13 protein-coding genes are annotated in these 17,927 nt (G+C 73.1%); 6 read left to right on the top strand and 7 right to left on the bottom strand.

All coding sequences use genetic code 11. The features are described 5' to 3' along the window. Positions 1-53: 53 nt before the first annotated feature. The 7 genes from hutH to FHX32_RS26110 all read right to left on the bottom strand — a co-directional run bounded on the left by hutH (position 54) and on the right by FHX32_RS26110 (position 9,114). Positions 54-1,589 carry a histidine ammonia-lyase gene (gene hutH / locus FHX32_RS26140; protein ID WP_167188573.1) on the bottom strand — a complete coding sequence of 512 codons (1,536 nt, stop codon included), beginning with the start codon at positions 1,587-1,589 and terminating at the stop codon, positions 54-56. After that, a complete protein-coding gene (gene hutI / locus FHX32_RS26135; RefSeq protein ID WP_167188570.1) occupies positions 1,586-2,791 on the bottom strand; it encodes an imidazolonepropionase in 1,206 nt (401 codons plus the stop codon). The genes hutH and hutI overlap by 4 nt, the downstream gene beginning before the upstream one ends. Positions 2,792-2,964: 173 nt before the next feature. Continuing rightward, positions 2,965-4,326, bottom strand: a complete 1,362-nt coding sequence (locus FHX32_RS26130) for a formimidoylglutamate deiminase (RefSeq protein WP_167188567.1) — start codon at positions 4,324-4,326, stop codon at positions 2,965-2,967. A 136-nt stretch (positions 4,327-4,462) separates the two neighbouring features. Next, on the bottom strand, positions 4,463-5,665 hold the full coding sequence (locus FHX32_RS26125; protein ID WP_486481323.1) for an allantoate amidohydrolase: 1,203 nt from the start codon (positions 5,663-5,665) through the stop codon (positions 4,463-4,465). 2 nt (positions 5,666-5,667) lie between these two features. Next, the gene (gene hutU, locus FHX32_RS26120) at positions 5,668-7,317 is read right to left on the bottom strand and encodes a urocanate hydratase (RefSeq protein WP_167188561.1); all 1,650 of its coding nucleotides are present in this window, start codon (positions 7,315-7,317) and stop codon (positions 5,668-5,670) included. 12 nt (positions 7,318-7,329) lie between these two features. Next, on the bottom strand, positions 7,330-8,157 hold the full coding sequence (locus FHX32_RS26115; RefSeq protein ID WP_167188558.1) for a MurR/RpiR family transcriptional regulator: 828 nt from the start codon (positions 8,155-8,157) through the stop codon (positions 7,330-7,332). Between the two features lie 114 nt (positions 8,158-8,271). Next, positions 8,272-9,114 carry an alpha/beta hydrolase-fold protein gene (locus FHX32_RS26110; protein WP_167188555.1) on the bottom strand — a complete coding sequence of 281 codons (843 nt, stop codon included), beginning with the start codon at positions 9,112-9,114 and terminating at the stop codon, positions 8,272-8,274. Positions 9,115-9,341: 227 nt separating this feature from the next. Between FHX32_RS26110 and FHX32_RS26105 the strand changes: the two genes are divergently transcribed. The 6 genes from FHX32_RS26105 to FHX32_RS26080 all read left to right on the top strand — a co-directional run bounded on the left by FHX32_RS26105 (position 9,342) and on the right by FHX32_RS26080 (position 17,771). Then, positions 9,342-10,541 (top strand): hypothetical protein, encoded by a 1,200-nt coding sequence (locus tag FHX32_RS26105; protein WP_167188552.1) that lies wholly within the window; start codon positions 9,342-9,344, stop codon positions 10,539-10,541. A 165-nt stretch (positions 10,542-10,706) separates the two neighbouring features. Then, on the top strand, positions 10,707-11,690 hold the full coding sequence (locus tag FHX32_RS26100) for a glycosyltransferase family 2 protein (protein ID WP_167188549.1): 984 nt from the start codon (positions 10,707-10,709) through the stop codon (positions 11,688-11,690). Further along, the gene (locus FHX32_RS26095; RefSeq protein WP_167188546.1) at positions 11,573-14,383 is read left to right on the top strand and encodes an O-antigen ligase family protein; all 2,811 of its coding nucleotides are present in this window, start codon (positions 11,573-11,575) and stop codon (positions 14,381-14,383) included. Before FHX32_RS26100 ends, FHX32_RS26095 begins: the two co-directional genes overlap by 118 nt. Beyond that, on the top strand, positions 14,380-15,243 hold the full coding sequence (locus FHX32_RS26090; RefSeq protein ID WP_167188543.1) for a glycosyltransferase family 2 protein: 864 nt from the start codon (positions 14,380-14,382) through the stop codon (positions 15,241-15,243). Before FHX32_RS26095 ends, FHX32_RS26090 begins: the two co-directional genes overlap by 4 nt. Beyond that, a complete protein-coding gene (locus FHX32_RS26085; RefSeq protein ID WP_167188540.1) occupies positions 15,240-16,400 on the top strand; it encodes a glycosyltransferase in 1,161 nt (386 codons plus the stop codon). The genes FHX32_RS26090 and FHX32_RS26085 overlap by 4 nt, the downstream gene beginning before the upstream one ends. A gap of 114 nt (positions 16,401-16,514) precedes the next feature. Beyond that, positions 16,515-17,771 (top strand): acyltransferase family protein, encoded by a 1,257-nt coding sequence (locus FHX32_RS26080; RefSeq protein WP_167188537.1) that lies wholly within the window; start codon positions 16,515-16,517, stop codon positions 17,769-17,771. Positions 17,772-17,927 lie beyond the last annotated feature (156 nt).

The raw sequence follows: 17,927 nt of genomic DNA, 5'->3' as shown, positions 1-17,927 counted from the left end.
CCGGTGGGGCGGACGTCGTCGGAGCGGCTCGTCGAGGCTGGGCGCGGTACCTGTCAGCCGAGCGGGCCGATCTGGCGTTCGATGGCGACGCGTAGGTCGGGCCCGGCCACCACGGATCGGGCGGCCTCCATCAGGGGGGCGAGGAAGACGTCCGGGCCCGGCTCGCCGGCGATCCCGCCGAGCGCCTCGACCGCCGCCCGGCCGGCCGGTGACGGGGCCAGCGGCGCGCGCAGCTGGAGTCCGCGTACCGCGGCCAGCAGCTCCACCGCGAGCACGCTGGTCAGGTTGTCCAGCACGGTGCGCAGCTTCTTGGTCGCCGCCCAGCCCATCGAGACGTGGTCCTCCTGCATCCCGCTGGTGGGCAGCGAGTCCACCGAGGCGGGCGCGGCCAGCCGGCGGTTCTCCGCGACGATGCCGGCCGCGGTGTACTGCGCGATCATCAGCCCGGAGTTGACCCCGGCGTCGGGGGAGAGGAACGCCGGCAGCTCCCGGGAGCGGGTGACGTCCAGCAGCCGGTCCACCCGCCGTTCGGCGATCGCGCCCACCTCGCTGGCGGCGATGGCCAGGAAGTCCGCGGCGAAGCCGAGCGGCGCGCCGTGGAAGTTGCCGGTCGACTCGACCCGGCCGTCCGGCAGCACCACCGGGTTGTCCACCACCGACACGAGCTCCCGCCCGGCCACCGTGCGGACGAACTCCAGGGTGTCCCGGGCCGCCCCGGCCACCTGCGGCGCGCACCGCATCGAGTACGCGTCCTGCACGGCGTGCGCCAGGTCGTCGCGGTGCGAGTCCATCACCCGGGAGTCCTGCAACAGCCGGTGGATGTTCGCCGCCGAGGCGGCCTGACCCGGGTGCGGCCGGATGCTGTGCAGCTCCGGCAGGAACGGCCGCTCCGAGCCGAGCATCGCTTCGATCGCCAGCGCGGCGGTCACGTCCGCCATGGCGAACAGGTGCGCGGCGTCGTGGATCGCCAGCAGCAGCATGCCGAGCATGCCGTCGGTGCCGTTGATCAGCGCCAGGCCCTCCTTGGCGGCCAACTCGACCGGCTTGAGCCCGGCCCGGCGCAGCGCGTCCGCTGCGTCGACCCGCTCGCCGGCCGGGCCGAGCACCCAGCCCTCGCCGAGCAGCACCAGCGCGCAGTGCGCCAGCGGCGCCAGGTCGCCCGAGGCGCCGAGCGAGCCGTGCTCCGGCACCCACGGGGTGATGTCGTGGTTGAGCAGGTCGACCAGGGCCTCGGCGACCAGCGGCCGGACCCCGGAGCGGCCCAGCGCGAGCGAGCGGACCCGCAGCAGCATCATCGCCCGGACCACCTCGCGCGGCATCGGCCCGCCCACCCCGGCGGCGTGCGAGCGGATCAGCGCGTGCTGCAGCTCGGCCCGCCGCTCCGGCGCGACGAAGGTGTTCGCGAGCGCCCCGAACCCGGTGGAGACCCCGTAAACCGGGCGGCCGGCGGCCTCGATGCCGTCCACGATCGCCCGGTTGGTGGCCATCGCCTCCATCGCGGCCGGGTCGAGGACCACCTTCGCGGCGCCGCGGGCCACCGCGAGCACGTCGGCGGCGGAGATTCCGGTGGACTGAATGGTCACGGTCATTGCAGCACTCCGTTGTGCAGAACCTGGCGGATCAGTGGCACACCGGGCCGGTAGGCCAGGTGCAGATGGGACGGGGCGTCCAGGACGACCAGGTCGGCCCGGGCCCCGGGACGCAGCACCCCGACGTCGTCGCGGCGCAGCGCCCGCGCGCCGCCGGCGGTCGCGGCCCAGACCGCCTCCGCCGGGGTCATCCGCATCTCGCGGACGGCGAGCGCCACGCAGAACGGCATCGAGGAGGTGTACGACGAGCCGGGGTTGCAGTCGGTGGCCAGCGCCACGGTGACCCCGGCGGCGAGCAGCCGGCGGGCGTCCGGATAGGGCGAGCGGGTCGAGAACTCGGCGCCGGGCAGCAGGGTGGCGACCGTGCTGGTGTGCGGCGCATCGCCGTCGCCGGGGTCGACCCGGGTCGAGGCGAGCGCGTCGACGTCGGCGTCGGTCAGGTGGGTGCAGTGGTCGACACTGGCCGCGCCCAGCTCCACGCCGAGCTGGACGCCCGGCCCGGGGCCGAGCTGGTTGGCGTGCACCCGCACGCCCAGCCCGGCGGCCTGCCCGCAGGTCAGGATGGCCCGGGTGTGGTCGGCGTCGAACGCGCCCCGCTCGCAGAAGACGTCGATCCAGCGGGCGTGCGGCGCCGCGGCGGCCAGCATCGGCCCGCACACCAGCCCGACGTAGTCGTCCGGCCGGGCGGCGTACTCGGCGGGCACCACGTGCGCACCGAGGAAGGTGGTCTCGTCGGTGACCTCGGCGGCGATCCGCAGCGAGCGGGCCTCGTCGGTGACGGTGAGGCCGTACCCGCTCTTGACCTCGATGGTGGTGGTGCCCTGCCGCAGCGCCTCGCCGCGCAGCCGGCGGGCGGTGCCGCGCAGCTCGCCGTCGGTGGCGGCCCGGGTGGCGGCCACCGTGGTGCGGATCCCGCCCCCGGTGTACGGCTGCCCGCTCATCCGGGCGGCGAACTCGGCGGCCCGGTCACCGGCGAAGACCAGGTGGGCGTGGCTGTCCACGAAGCCGGGCAGCACCGCCGCCCCGGCGACGTCGATCCGCCGGTCGGCGGCCGGCGCGTCCCGGGCCGGGCCGACCCAGACCACCTCGCCGGCCTCGACCAGCACCGCCGCCCGGCGGCGCAGCCCCAGCGGACCGCCCTCGCCGGTCCCGGGCACGTTGGTGACCAGCTCACCGATGTTGTCGACCAGCAGGCTGCTCACGGCGCCACCTCGGTTCGCGACTGCGGGGCTCGCAAGACCGGCTCACTCCTCGCGCTCACGGTGTCACCTCGGTTCGCGACTGCGGGGCTCGCAAGACCGGCTCACTCCTCGCGCTCACGGTGTCACCTCGGTTCGCGACTGCGGGGCTCGCAAGACCGGCTCACTCCTCGCGCTCACGGTGTCACCTCCGCCACGGCGCGGCTCAGCTCGGCCGGCACGTCGACGGTCAGGTGCCGCCCGTCGCGCACCACCGGGCGCCCGTCGACCAGCACGTGCGTGACGTCGGCCGCGCCGGCCGCGAAGAACACCCCGACCGGGGGTACGCCGGCGGTGCGGGCGCTGTCCAGCCGGACCGTCACCAGGTCGGCCCGGGCCCCGACGGCGATCCGCCCGGCGTCCGTCCAGCCGAGCGCGGCGTGCCCGTCCGCGGTCGCCGCCGTCACCAGCTCCGCGGCCGCGAAGTGCCCCCGCCGGCGGGTGCGCAGCCGCTCGTCCAGTTCCACCGCGCGGGCCTCCTCGAACAGGTCCACCACCGCGTGGCTGTCACTGCCCAGGCTCAGCGGCACCCCGGCATCGGCCATCCGCCGGGCCGGGCCGATGCCGTCGGCCAGGTCGCGTTCGGTGGTCGGGCAGAGGCAGACCCCGGTGCGGTGCTCCCCGAGCAGCCCCAGGTCGCCGCTGGTCAGGTGGGTGGCGTGCACAGCGGTGGTGGCCGGGCCGAGCACGCCGTGCTCGGCCAGCAGCCGGGTCGGGGTGCAGCCGTGCAGCGCCCGGCAGGCGTCGTTCTCGGCCGGCTGCTCCGACAGGTGCACGTGCAGCGGCGCGTCCCGCTCCCGCGCCCACCGGGCCACCGTGCTCAACTGCTCGGCCGGGACCGCCCGTACCGAGTGCACCGCGGCGCCGACCCGGGCGTGCCCGCCGGCCGGCGTGAACGCCGCCGCCCGCTCGCCCCAGCGCACCGCGTCGCCATCGCCGAAGCGCCGCTGCGGGCCGGTGAGCGGTCGGCCGTCGACGCCGGCGGTCAGGTAGCAGGTGTCCAGCAGGGTGATCCGCACGCCGGCCTGGGCGGCGGCCTCCACCAGCGCCGCGCCCATCGCGTTCGGGTCCCCGTACGGCACGCCGTCCGCGCCGTGGTGCAGGTAGTGGAACTCGCCCACGCAGGTGATCCCGGCCAGCGCCATCTCGGCGTACGCGGCACGGGCCAGCGCCAGGTAGGAGTCCGGGTCGAGCCGGGTGGCCACCGCGTACATCTGGTCGCGCCAGCTCCAGAAGTCGCCCCGGCCGCCCTGGGTGCGCCCGCGCAGCGCCCGGTGGAAGGCGTGCGAGTGCACGTTGGCCAGCCCGGGCAGGGTCAGGCCGGGCAGCCGGACGGCGTCGGCGTACACCTCGACCCCGGCGGTGACCCCGGCGCTGCCGGCGGTCAGCGGCATCACCGCGGTGATCCGCCCGTCGGTCGTCTCGATCAGCACGTCCGGGGTCGGTTCGGCGTGCTCGGGCAGCCAGGCGTACTCGGCCAGCCAGCGGCTCGCGGTCATCTCCGTCGCCCCCCTCGGAGCTGAATCGTGCGCGCCACCGCGCGGTCCGGGGTCGCCCAGGACCCCCGCCGGCCCGCCCGGATCGTCCGCGACAGCGGCCCCGCAGGGCCCAACGACCCCGGTCCGCCGGCGTGGCTCACGCGCATGCCAGCTCCTGGAGCACCCGGGCCAGCGCCCGCACCCCGGCGGCGCAGTCGGCGTCGGTGGCCCACTCCGACGGGGAGTGCGAGATCCCGGTCGGGTTGCGCACGAAGAGCATCGCGGTGGGCAGGTGGCCGGCGAGCACGCCCGCGTCGTGGCCGGCCCCGGTGGGCAGCACCGGCGCGTCGAGCAGCCGGGCGAGCCGGTCGGCCAGGCCGGCGTCGAAGGCGACCAGCGGGGTCGCGGACTCCTCGGCCAGCGTCAGCTCGGTGCCGTCCCGGCGGGCCCGCTCGACCGCCTTGCCGTGCACCGCGGCGACCAGGCCGGCGAGCGTCTCCGGTTCGGCCGCCCGGGCGTCCAGCCACCCCGTCACCCGGGACGGGATCGCGTTGGTGGCGTTCGGCTCCACGGTCACCCGGCCCATGGTGGCGTGCGCACCGCGCAGCCGGGCCTCCTTGTTCGCCGCGAGCACGGTGAACGCGTAGGTGAGCATCGGATCCCGGCGGTCGGTCATCCGGGTCGTACCCGCGTGGTTGCCCTCGCCGCGGAAGTCGAAGCGCCAGCGGCCGTGCGGCCAGATGGCGCTGGCCACCGCCACCGGCGCGCCGGTCTCGACCAGCGCCCGGCCCTGCTCCACGTGCAGCTCGACGAAGGCCGAGAAGCGGCCGAGCAGCTCGGGCCGGTCGCCGGCCGGCGGGGCGCCCAGCGCCTCGGCGAAGCTCACGCCGGCGGCGTCGCGCAGCGCGGCCACCCGGTCCAGCGACAGCGCCCCGGTGAGCAGCCGGGAGCCCAGGCAGGGCACGCCGAACCGGGCCCCCTCCTCCTCGACGAACGCGGCCACCACCAGCGGCCGGACCGGCGCCACGCCGGCCGCCCGCAGCACGTCCACCGCGAGGAACGCGCTGACGATGCCGAGCGGCCCGTCGTACGCCCCGCCGTGCGGCACCGAGTCGAAGTGGCTGCCGGTCAGCACCGCGTCGCCCGCCTCCGGGTCACCCCACCAGGCGAACAGGTTGCCGTTGCCGTCGTCGGTGACCGGCATGTCCCGGCGGTCGGCCTGGTCGCGGAACCAGGCGCGCAGGTGCAGTTCCGGCTCGGTCAACGCGTAGCGCAGGTAGCCGCCGGTGCGCCCGTCCCGGCCGACCGGCGCGATCTCGTTCCACAGCGCGCGAAACCGGCAGACCAGGTCGTCGGACACGCTCACCCCTCCGCCATCGGGACGCGCACTCCGGTGCGGGCGGCGACCTCGCGGGCGTCGTCGTAGCCCGCGTCGACGTGCCGGATGACGCCCATCGCCGGGTCGTTGGTGAGCACCCGCTCGATCTTCTGCCCGGCGAGCGCGGTGCCGTCGGCGACGCAGACCTGCCCGGCGTGGATGGACCGGCCGATGCCCACCCCGCCGCCGTGGTGGATGGACACCCAGGACGCCCCGCTGGCGGTGTTGACCAGCGCGTTGAGCAGCGGCCAGTCGGCGATCGCGTCGGAGCCGTCGGCCATCGCCTCGGTCTCCCGGTAGGGGCTGGCCACGCTGCCGCAGTCCAGGTGGTCCCGGCCGATCACCACCGGCGCGGAGAGCTCGCCGGAGGCGACCATCTCGTTGAACCGCACACCCGCCTTGTCCCGCTCGCCGTAGCCCAGCCAGCAGATCCGGGCCGGCAGGCCCTGGAACGCGACGCGCTCGCCGGCCATCCGGATCCATCGGGCGAGCGACTCGTTCTCCGGGAACAGGTCGAGGATGGCCCGGTCGGTGGCGGCGATGTCGGCCGGGTCGCCGGAGAGCGCCGCCCACCGGAACGGACCCTTGCCCTCGCAGAACAGCGGCCGGATGTACGCCGGCACGAAGCCGGGGAAGTCGAAGGCCCGCTCATAGCCGCCCAGCTTCGCCTCGCCGCGGATCGAGTTGCCGTAGTCGAAGACCTCGGCGCCGGCGTCGGCGAAGCCGACCATCGCCGCCACGTGCCGCGCCATCGACGCCCGGGCCCGGTCGGTGAACTCGGCCGGTTTCGCCGCCGCGTAGTCCCGGGCGTCGGCCAGCTCCACCCCCACCGGCAGGTACGACAGCGGGTCGTGCGCGCTGGTCTGGTCGGTGACGATGTCGATTTCGACCCCCTTGACCAGCAGCTCGGGGAAGACGACGGCGGCGTTGCCGACCACGCCGACGCTCAACGCCCGGCGCTCCCGCTTCGCGGCGAGCACCCGCGCCACCGCGTCGTCCAGGTCGTCGGCGATCTCGTCGAGGTAGCGGTCGTGCATCCGCCGCTCCAGCCGGCCGCGGTCCACGTCGACGATCAGGCAGGCGCCGCCGTTCATGGTGACGGCCAGCGGCTGGGCGCCACCCATCCCGCCGCAGCCGGCGGTGAGCGTCAGCGTGCCGCCCAGCGTCCCGCCGAACCGCTTGGCGGCTACCGCGGCGAACGTCTCGTAGGTGCCCTGGAGGATGCCCTGGGTGCCGATGTAGATCCACGAGCCGGCGGTCATCTGCCCGTACATGGTCAGGCCGAGCTGTTCGAGGCGGCGGAACTCCGGCCAGGTGGCCCAGTCGCCGACCAGGTTGGAGTTGGCCAGCAGCACCCGGGGCGCCCACTCGTGGGTGCGCATGACGCCCACCGGCCGGCCGGACTGCACCAGCATGGTCTCGTCGTCGCGCAGGTCGGTCAGCGTACGGACCAGCGCGTGGAACGACGGCCAGTCCCGGGCGGCCTTCCCGGTGCCGCCGTAGACCACCAGGTCGTCGGGGCGCTCGGCCACCTCGGGGTCGAGGTTGTTCATCAGCATCCGCAGCGCCGCCTCCTGCGGCCAGCCACGGGCGGTGCGCTCGGCGCCACGGGCGGCGCGGACAACCTGGGACATCTCGGTCTCCTCTCAGCCGAGGAACAACTGACGGCGGGCGGCGGACGCCTCGAACGCCTCCAGCCGGCGCTGGGTCTCGGCCGGTGCGGCGTCGCAGATCGCCTCGAGCAGCACCATGGCCAGCGTCATCGGGGCGGTGTGCAGGTCGAACACGAGGTGCGCGCCGACCGCCGCGGGCAGCACCACGTCGGCGTGCTCGGCGGCCGGGCTGACCGGCGAGTCGGTGATCGCCACCACGCGCAGGCCGGCGGCCCGGGCCTCGCGCAGCGCGTCCAGGGTCTCCCGGGGGTAGCGGGGGAGCACGAAGGCGAGCAGGGCGGACGCCCCGGCCTCGGCGGCCTGTTCCAGGCGGTCGGTGAGCAGGCTGCCGCCGTCGTCGAGCACCCGCACGTCCGGGTGCACCTTGGCGGCGAAGTACGCGAAGTACGCGGCCAGCGGTGCGGCGGCCCGCAGGCCGAGCACCGGCAGCGGACGGCTGGCGGCCAGCAGCCGGCCGCTCTCGGCGATCGGCTCCCGGTCGGCGAGCTGCCCGGCCAGCCGGTCCAGGTTGCCGATCTCGGCGCGTACCGCCTGCTGTAGTTCGTTGCCGGCGCCGTCCGGCCCGGCTGTGCTGGCGGCGGTCAGCTCGCGCAGCCGGCGGCGCAGCGCCGGGTAGCCGTCGTGGCCGAGTGCGACCGCGAACCGGGTGACCGACGGCTGGCTGACCCCGGCCAGCTCGGCCACCTCGGCCGCCGACAGGTAGGCCGCGGCCGGGGCGTGCTGCACCAGGCAGTGCGCGATCCGGCGCTGGGTGGGAGTGAGCCGGACCCCGTGGAACAGGTCCAGCACGGCGTCATTCACAGGCTGAGACTATGCATGAAATTATTCAGACACAAGGTGGCCCGCACGGGTGGGCGGCACCGCGACGTGCCCCGCCACGAGGAGCGGCGGACAGCTCACGCCCAGGGAGCGTGGTCAGGGTCGGGGCGGCCCCGCGTAGAGGAAGTCGATGACGGCCGGGCCGAAGTTCGCACTGAACGTGGGCGTGTGGCCACCGCCACGGATGTCCCACAGGACGACCCGGGTGGCGTCGCGGCAGCCGACGGAGTAGATCGTCACGCCGGTCTCCGCCCCGGGCAGCCGGGGTTCGAGATCCAGCGGCGGGGCGGAGGTGTCGGCCTGTGGTGAGCAGCCGTTGATGCGCCGCCAGGTGGCGAGCGTGGTGTCGACCGACGGGTACGGGTGGCCGCCGTTCATGCCGCCGTCGAACCTGATGGTCGGATCGGCGGTGCCGTGGATCTGCAGGACGCTGACCGCCCGCTGGGGTGTGCACAGTGACGTGTCGTTGTCGACGGCGCCGGCGAGCGAGACGATCGCGGTGATCCGCACCGAGCGTTCACAGGCCATCCGGTAGGCCATGAAGCCGCCGTTGGAGTGGCCGACCAGGTAGACCCGTGCGGGGTCGACCGAGTACGCCACCTCCACGGTGTCGAGGAGCCGTTCGAGGTACGCCACGTCGTCCCCCCCGCTGTCGTGGAAGTCACAGCAGGCCTCGGTCGCGTTCCAGAATCTCTTGCCGTCCCGGTCGACGGTGCCGTCCGGGATGGCGTAGAGAAAACCGCGGCGGTCGGACTCGGGGGTGAGGTCGAAGTACCGCTCCTGCTGGGTGGCGCTGGACCCGTAGCCGTGCAGCAGCACGACGAGGGGGAACTTCCTGGCGGGGTCGTACCCGGCCGGCACGTGCAGCTGGAACGGCCGGCCGTCCCGGTCGATGATCCCGGTGGTGCCCGGCGTCACCGGGTTGTGCCAAGCGGCCACCGGCCCGAGTGCGGCATCGCCATCGCCGGACGACCCGCAGCCTGCCAGGAGCGGAATTATGAATGCGGCAGCGAGCCAGCGTCTCAACCCCACGGGAAGCAATCTTGCCGTGCGGCCCCAACGTTGACCAAGCGGGCGGTTACCGGTCGGTGCCCGGTCGCTAGTATCCACTCCGTGACCGAAGAGGGTGGGTAATGCAGCCAGGCACTCCGTTCCAATTCCTCCAGATGCTGGGGTCGTGTCAAGTAGGCAAGGTCTGGTCCGCGGTCGACGCCCAGGGCCGGGCCGTGACGGTCGCCGTCCTGGACGCGGCCGTCGCCGCCGACCAGCGCTGGAGGGAGGCCTTCGCCTCCACCGCGAACGCCCTCAAGGGGCGGGACGGCCGCCCGAGCTTCCTGCACGCCGACTTCTCCGGCCCGGAGCCGTGGGTCACGTACGCGGCCGACAGCGGCACCAGAGCCGAGCAGATCTTCCTCGCCCTCGACCTGGAATACCACCCGACCTCGGCAGCGGTGACGGCGCAGCACAGCGGAACGCCCGCCGACGGCGGGCAGAACTCGACGGCCGCCGTCGAGCAGACTCCGGAGGACCCCCGGCCCACCTCGGGTGCGGAGTGGCCGGTGTCGACGCCGCCCTCTCCCGTATCGGTTCCGCCGTCGTCCGAGCCGGCCACCCCGTCGCAGTGGCAGACGTCGGAAACGACCAGCTATCCGGCACTGAGGCCGGTCGCGCCCACGCGCCGCCGGCGCACCGGCCTGTGGGTCGGCGTCGCGGTCGCGGTGGTCGTGGCGCTCGGCGCGGGTGTCGGCATCTTCGCCTGGCAGTCCGGCGACCGGACACCCGTGGCCGGGCCGAGCCTGTCCCCCAGCCCGACCGTACCCAGTAGCCCGGAGCCGGTCGCCTTCCCCACGGGCGTACCGCGCAGCCCCGGTGTCGAACCGCCGAAGCCGGGATCCTGGCCCGCTGAGCCGCAGTTCGCCGACACCGACCGGGTCAGGGAGGAGAGTCCGGCCGGCCTGGGCTTCACCTTCAAGGTGCCCGAGTCCTGGGCCTGCGACGCGCGCCAGCGCGGGCCCGGCTTCGCCAGGTATCTCTGCGGCATCTCGCGTCCCGGTGTCCCGGAGGTCGGCGGGGAGGTCATCGTCCGGAACTGCCCGAAGCCCTGTGGCGACGAGGTGCAGGCCGCGTACCGGAAGGCCGAGGAGGCGTGGGGCCTGCAATGGGTCCAGGCCGGGAACGTCACCTTCGCCGAGTCCCCGCAGATCAACGGGAAGGACCGATACGGACTGGTGGTGATCGGTTGGTGGCGGAGCACGCCCGAAGGCGTGATCGACCGCCAGGTCGTCATCCGCATGACAGCGACCGGGGCGCAGGTCAGTGAGGTGCGCAAGGTGGCCAACGGCATCCGGGCAACCCTGTCCTTGTAGTGTCCGCCGGCGGCCATCCCGCCGGCGGAAGGGGTGCGGTCACGGGGGCATCGCCCGAGGCCAGCGCTCTGTAACATGTGGTGCCCGCGTACGGTCGGCAGCGAGCTGAGCGCGTTGCGGTTCCGTCGTAGCCAAACTGGTATGGAAGGTCGGGTGGATCCCACAGTGCCGACGCGATCCGCGACGTGGCGTCCAACAGTCAGCGTCGTCATCCCCTCGGTCGGCAAGCCGGGACTTCGCCGAGCCGTCGAATCCGTGCTCGGGCAGACGCATCCGGTCACCGAGGTCCACGTGGTGCTCAACTCGGAGGCCGATGCGGACCTTCCTGACGATCCACGCGTTCGGCTGATGCGCTACCTCGAGCGCCGGAACGGTAACGCCGCCCGCATGGCCGGTGTCCGGAGGTGCGCCGGAGACCTGGTCGCGTTCCTGGACGACGACGACCTCTGGCATCCGACGAAGATCGAGCGCCAGGTCCGGGACATCGCCGAGGCCGGCCTCGCCGGGTCGTCGACCTGGATCTCGTCCACCAGGGTGGTGGTGGACTTCGAACACGGCTCCGAGACCTGGCCCCGTGCGCCCTACGACCCCAGCCACAGCCTGGAGAACAACCTGTTGCGGCGGCACCGGGTCCAACGCGGGCAGGCGTTCCTCCCGTCCTCCACGCTCCTCTTCCCGCGGTCGCTTCCGATGACCGTGCCCCTGGACGAAGAGCTGAGTCTGCACCAGGACCTGACCTGGCTGCTGCAACTGTCCCGGAACGTGCCCGGGCTGGTGGTCCGGCAGCTGGACGACGCGCTGACGAGGTACGACGCGATCGGCGACGGGGTCTCGCGCTCGATCTCGCTGGCCCGCGAGCTCGACTGGGCGCGCCAGTACCTCAGCTCGGCCACCCCGCGCGACCGGGGCGACTACTACCTGGGATCGGTCATGACGTACGCCCGCCGCCAGGGCACGATGCGGGGGATGGCGGGGGTCTTCTCGGAAGGACTACGGGTCGGGCGACCGGGCGCAGCCGCCGTGGGCTACGCGTGCGGGGCCATGGCCGCGGGACTCGTGAAGGCCGTGGCGGCCGGCGTGCGGCAGCCGCGGCGACGCCGCACGGAGCCCGACGAGGGCGCGGAAGTACGCCAGTGGGCCGGACCGTAACGGTAGGGACCGGTTCGTCGGCCTCAGCCATCGCTCGCACCGGATGGCCGGTAGCCCTGAGTGCGGCTGTCCTGGTGACCTGCCTCGCCCTGCTACCGAAGACCTTCGGCAAGGGCGACGTGCCGTGGCACGTCGGCATCGCCATCCCGGTCTTCGCGCCATCGACCTGGATGGTCGCACTCGTCGTCGCCTCCGTCGTGCTGCTGGCGACGACGTGGCGGCGGCTGCGCTGGGTGGCGGTCCTGGCCGCGGGGATCGGCGCCCTGGCCTTGTGTATCGGCATCGGCATGGTGACACGCGGCGGCGCCTCCACCCGGGAGCTGGTCGGAGCGGTGCAGTATCTGTCCGCGCCGCTCGCCTTCGCGGTGGGATGTCTGCTTGCCATGCACCGGTCCGCCGTCCCGGCGCTCAGACTGACCTCCGCCGGAGTCATCGCCGCCCAGTTCGGTTGCGCTGCTCTCCAGCGGCTCGGTGTACCGCTCAACCCCATGGGGACCGTGGAAGCGGCCCGCTTCCTCGGCGACCGGACCAACGGAACGCTGAACCACCCGGTCAACCTCGCGAAGGCCATCGTGCTGGTGCTGGCGCTCTACTACCTGACGACCGGGCCGGACAGCCGCCTCGGCCTCGGCCGGCTTCAGCTTCCCGCGATCGTCGGGCGGTACGGGGTGCCCGCCGCCGCGCTCGCGACGACCGCGTTGACCGGCAGCCGGACCGGACTGCTGGCGGTCCTGATGCTGATCGTGATGGGCGAGTTGATGCTGCGCAGGCGGGGCGCGGCGGAGGTCCGCACCGGCCGCGGGCGCCGGCAGACGGTCATCGGGCTCGTACTGCTCGGCATCGGCGTGCTGGCGGCGGCCCCCGTGTTCATCCTCCGGATGATCGCCGACCCGGCCGGCGGCGCGCGGGCACAGCTCCTGTCCAGCGCACTGCAGTTCCTGGCCAGCAAACCGTGGTGGGGCGTCGGCCCCAACAACTATGTGGAGGTCGTCGGCCGGATCGATCCGATCGTGGCGCAAGGGGTGCCGGTGCACAACGGCATCCTGCTCGCCGCTGTCGAACTGGGCATACCGGGCGCGGTCATCCTCTTCACGCCGGCTTCGGCGTTGGCCGTGCTGTGCGTGTGGAAGGGTGTCCTCCGGCCGACCCTCCTTCCGGCGTTCTGCCTCACCTTCACGGTGGCCTACTTCGGGATCGTGGCCACCACGTACGGCGTCGTGGCCGAGTCCATGCTGCCGCTGTGGTTCCTCGTCCTCGGGGTGGCGACCGTGTGGCTGGTGGAGGACCACCAGCACCAGGACCGACGCGGTGACCGGGGCGGCGATGCCCCGACGCCCGACGGCCACGCGAGCGCGAACCGGGGCGGCGGGGCCGCCGATGGTGAGCAGGAGATGGGACGCGGCCCGGCCGCCTCGGAAGATCCAGCGGGTCCGTCCCGGCGGCCGAACGTGCGCGGGGTGATGGGCGGAGCCTCGGCTCTGGCCGCCTCCCGCATCGCCGGCAGCGGGCTGCAGGCCGTCGCGATGGTTCTGCTGGCCCGGTACGTGGACCCGCAGGGCTTCGGCGCCTTCGGCGGGTACTTCGGCGCGGTGGCCTTCCTGGCCGTCGTCGCGGACGCGGGCGTCTCGACCGCCCTCCTACGGTGGCGGGCACTCGGGCACGACGCCGCCGTCAGCGCTGGCCTGCGCCTGAACGTCCTCACCACGATCGGTGGCCTGGTCGTCGCGGCGGCGATCGGCCTTGGCCTCACCGCCGGCACCATGGCGCCGTGGATCGCCGTGCTCCTCGCGGCCGGCTGGATGCTGGACAAGAACGTCGAGACGATGTTGTCGCTCGCGATCGCCGACGGCCGGATGGGGCACGCGGTCGTATCGATCCTGGGCCGGAAGGCCGTGCAGGTCGCAATCTTCGTGACCGCCGTCAACCTCGGCGGCGAACCCTTCGCCTCGCTCGCGTACGGCTTGCTGGTCGCGTCGGTGCTGGGGCAGGTCCACGTGCGTCTGGTGGTCCGGGTCTCCGGCTCGGCCGCCGGCGCCGACGTGTGGCGGGCGGTGCTGGACTCGCGGGCGTACCTGGTCAGCAACGTTTCCGCGCAGGCGCGGGTCCTGGACGCGACGGTCGTCTCGCTCGTCGTGCCGGGTGCCGGCGCGGGACTGTACGCCGCCGCGTCCCGCATCTTCTCACCGTTCGTTTCGATCCCGTCCGCGCTCAGCGCCGTGCTGGTGCCGCACTCGGCGACCGCTCGGGCGGGCGACGCACGGCGGCTCTTCTGGCGGATGAACCTCGCCGTGGTGCTGCTGGTCGGCGCGATCAGCGCCGTCGGGATGGCCGCCGCGCCGTGGCTGGCGGAGCTGTTGTTCGGCGAGGTCTATGCGAAGGCCGGTGTGGTCATCGCGGTGATGCTCGCAGGCGTGCCCTCGTTCTGCGCGAGTTCGCCCTGCGGCGCCGTGCTGCAGGGCGTGGGCCGGGGGGCGCTGGTGGCGAAGATCGGCGTGGTGAGCGCCGTCGCGCTTCTCGTCACGGTGGCCGGCGGCGCGGCGCTGTTCGGTGCGGTCGGCGCGGCCGCGGCGGTGTCCCTGACCTATCTCTTCAAGCACGCGTCGCTGCTCGTCGTGGGTGATGCCGTGCTGCGGGGCGACCGGGCGATGCCGGTCGTGCCGCACACGGCCGGGCACTCGAGGTCGGCGGCGTGACCGATGACTCCCAGGATCGCGAGCGAAGTGTGAAAACAGTAGCTGTCGTCGTTTCCCACAACTCTGCCCGAGACCTGCCCATGAGCCTGGGCAGCCTACGGGAACTGCCCGTCGCCGACATCGTGGTGGTGGACAACGCGTCCTCCGACGACAGTGTCGAGATCGCGGCGCAGTACACCCCGCACGTCATCCGCTCGGCCAACGTGGGGTTCGGCAAGGCGATCAACGCGGCGGTGGAGCAGTTTCCCGACGCCGAGGCGTACCTGTTGCTGAACCCGGACGCCGCGCTCACGCCCGACTCGTACGCGGAACTGGTGCGGGCGCTTCAGGACGACGCGAAGATCGGAGTCGTCGCGCCTCAAATGCGGTACGCGGACGGCGAGCCGGGCATCTCGGCGGGCCCGGACGTGAGCCTGGCCAAGGAATGGCTCGCCGCGTTGCGCGTCGACCACATGGTTCCCGACCGGGTGAAGCGGGGACTCGCCAAGTCGCAGCGGCTCCGCAGCCGGCTCCCCATGCTGGACTACCTCGACAAGAGTGGGTCGGCAGCGGCGGCGGACGTCGCCTGGGTGTCTGGATTCTGCATGCTGGTCCGGAGCACCGCGTTCCGCGAGATCAACGGGTTCGACCCCTCCTTCTTCCTCTACTTCGAGGATGTCGACCTCTGCAGGCGGCTGCGCGATGCCGGCTGGCGCGTCGTGTCGGTCGGGACCGCATGGGCCATGCACCGGGAAAGTACGAGCACCAGTGCGGTCGGCAAGAACCGGCTGTACCGCTCTGGCCTGGTTGCATACTGCGACAAGTACGGCACCGCAATGGACAAGTTCTCGGCCCGCGCCCTCAGGAGACTGCCGCTGTGAAGATTCTTTTCGTCGCTCCCTGGATCCCCTCGAAGATCCGCCCGCGGAGCCTGGCCCTGCTCGAGATTCTCGCCCGGGACCACCAGATCCACTTCCTCGGCCTGACCAGTTCGGACGAGGAGGTGCGGCAGGCCCAGGAACTGCCCGTGGAGTCCACGGTGCTGGTGCCGCGCAACCGGATCACGTCGATGCTCCGTTGTGCCACGGCGCTGCCGACCGGCACGTCGCTCCAGCAGGCCTACGCCGACGTGCCTGAGCTGTCGACCGCGCTCGCCAGCGAGATCCGGCAGTGGCAGCCCGACGTGGTGCATCTCAACGTCTTCCGTACGGTGCACCTGGTGGAGCGGTGCGCGCCGGTGCCGGTGATCGTGGACCTCGACGAGTTCCGCAGCGAGTACTACAGCCAGCTCGCCCAGACCGCCGGCCCGAAGTGGAAGCTGGTGGGCAAGATCGAGGCGCCGCGCATGCAGGCACGGGAGGACGCCCTGGTGGCTCGCCAGGTGCCGCTGATGGTGTCGGCGCCCTTCGAGCCGGGCGAGGAGCGGCCGAACACGTACGTCGTGCGGAGCCCGTACGACCACCCGGAGGACAGCACCCCGCGGGCGGCGGAGCCGCGGGTGCTCTTCGTCGGGAGGCTGACCTACGAGGCCAACGTCGACGGTTTGCTGTGGTTCCTCAGGAACTGCTGGTCCGAGGTGCGGAAGCGGGTCCCGAACGCCGTACTCGACATCGTCGGGACCAACCCGCCCGCCTCCGTCCAGGCGTTCCGGGGCAGCGGTGTCGAGATCCACGCCAACGTTCCCGACGTCGCCCCCTACTACCCGCCGGCCTCGGCGGCCATCGTCCCGGTCTGGCGCGGTACGGGTGTGCAGATGAAGCTGATCCAGGCCCTGGCGGCGGGTGTTCCCGCGGTGACCACGCCCGAGGTTGCCCGCAGAGCGGGGGTACGGCACGATCACGAGGTCGTGGTGGGAGCGGACGCGCAGGCCTGGGTGGACGAGTTGACCAGTGTGCTCACCGATCCGGCCAGAGGCCACCGGCTCGCCGCCGCCGGCAAGCGGTGGGCGCTGGACTTCCACAGCTCGAACGCGGTGCGTGAGCAGCTCGCCAAGGCGTACGCAGCCGTGTGGCCGAACCCTGAGCAGTTCCGTCGGTAGCCTGCCGCGCCCCATCGTCAGCGCTCGTCGCGGACCAGCGGGCCGCTCGACCCAGTGAGGAAGGCCATGGAGTCTCACGGTGCCGTCCGGCGTGCCGGGCACGATCGCCTCGTCGTGCTCGACGGTCTGCGGCTGTTCTCTGCGCTGATGGTCGTCGTGTACCACCTCCTGCACGGGGAGGGCGTGCGCGACGACGCCTGGCGGGCTCCGACAGATCAGCTCTTCCCCGGGCTGGCCGGCGCGGCGGCGTACGGCTGGCTCGGGGTGGAGATGTTCTTCCTCATCAGTGGCTTCGTCATCTGCATGAGCAGTTGGGGCCGCTCCGTGGGGGAGTTCGCGGTCGCGCGGGTGGTTCGGCTCTACCCCGCGTACTGGTTCGCTGTCGTGGCGACCACCACGGTCCTCGTCCTGTTTCCGGTCTTCGCCACGCACCGGGACTGGACCCACGTCCTGGTCAACATGACCATGCTGCAGTCGCTCATGGGTGTCCCCGACGTCGAGCAGGCCTACTGGACGCTCTCCGTGGAACTGCTGTTCTACGTGTTGTTCGCGCTCGTGGTGGTGGCGCGTGGGGTGACCGTCCGGCGCGTGGTGGCGTTCTGTGCGTTGTGGACGCTGGCGTCACTGGCCGCCCCGTGGGCGAACAACGCCGCGGTCTCCATGTTCCTCGGGCGCGGCTACGCCCAGTACTTCATCGCCGGAATCGCCTTCTACCTGATGTACCGGTTCGGGGCGAACGCACTGCTGTGGGGCATTGTCGGGTGTTCGTGGATCATCGCTATCTCCCGCCTGTGGGCCGAGATCGACACGTACGACACGAGCAGTTTCCTGCCCGCTGCAGCCTGCGTCACGGTCTTCTTCGTCGTCATGGCGGTCATCGCGAACGGTAGGTCCGACCGCATCCGGTGGGGATGGCTGACCACCGCCGGCGCCCTCACCTACCCGCTGTACCTGCTGCACGCGCAGATCGGCCTGACCGTCATCGCCGCGGCCCGGCCGTACCTTCCCGCGTGGGTGTTGCTGGGGGCGACGATCGCCGGGCTGTTGCTGCTCGCGTACCTCGTCCACCGGCTGGTCGAACGCCCGGCCGCGAAACGGCTGCGGCGGGCCCTTCTCCGGTCGCTCGACAGCATCCGCGCGGCCGACGCCGCGCTCGCCGTACCTGCCGCGCGCGTGCCCACGCCGCGGGCGGCCGAGCCCGCGCCCGTGACCGTGCCCGCGCCCGCGCCCGTGACCGTGCCTGCGCCCGTGACCGTGCCTGCGCCCGGGACCGCCGGCGAGCCGCGTGCCGACGAGGTTGCCGACCGGCACCGGGAAGCAGTTCAGCAATCGTCGGCGGCGCGGAGGTGGGATCCGGCCGGCATGCCGTGATCCTGTCGTCGGTCAGCGCGCAGAAGCCGCCACCCGGGCCCTCGTTGAGGCGAACGCGGCCCGCCGCTCGACGTCGTCGAGGCGGACCGCCTCCCACCGGTAACCCGTGAGCACCAGCGCCTCCGCCCGAGCCGGGGCGCTGGTGCGTCACTGACT

This window comes from Micromonospora sp. CNZ280 (assembly GCF_011759515.1).
Note: the sequence above shows the minus strand (reverse complement) of the source record. Positions and strands in the feature narration are given on the sequence as shown.